Genomic DNA, 275 nt, shown 5'->3' with positions numbered 1-275 from the left:
GGTAATATAAAAAATAAGCTTACTACCTTTCCAGATGGAGGAACTGAGCGTATAAGCTTATCGTATCCATATGATTATAATGACCAAAGATTGATGAATGCGAATATGATTTCTATTCCTCTTTCAAAAGTTATTTCCAAGGGAGGGGACGATTATTCTCAGATTACAACAAAATATGATAATACTTCTCATTTAAATCCTACTTCTGTTGTTGAAATCAGCCAAGTTCAGCCACCTAATTACACTGTAGACAGTAAAACAATAATAAATTATAC

General features: G+C 32.0%; 1 protein-coding gene. It reads left to right on the top strand.

Annotated features, from left to right (window positions below; all coding sequences use genetic code 11):
* Nucleotides 1-275: hypothetical protein (locus tag SB764_RS40005; RefSeq protein ID WP_410866748.1), on the top strand; the 275-nt coding region annotated here is incomplete at both ends.

The organism is Paraburkholderia sp. SIMBA_027 (genome assembly GCF_046535315.1).
In the GTDB taxonomy this organism is placed as follows: Bacteria; Pseudomonadota; Gammaproteobacteria; order Burkholderiales; family Burkholderiaceae; genus Paraburkholderia; species Paraburkholderia tropica.
The sequence above is the reverse complement of the archived record's forward strand: the minus strand, read 5'-3'. Positions and strand labels throughout refer to the sequence as shown.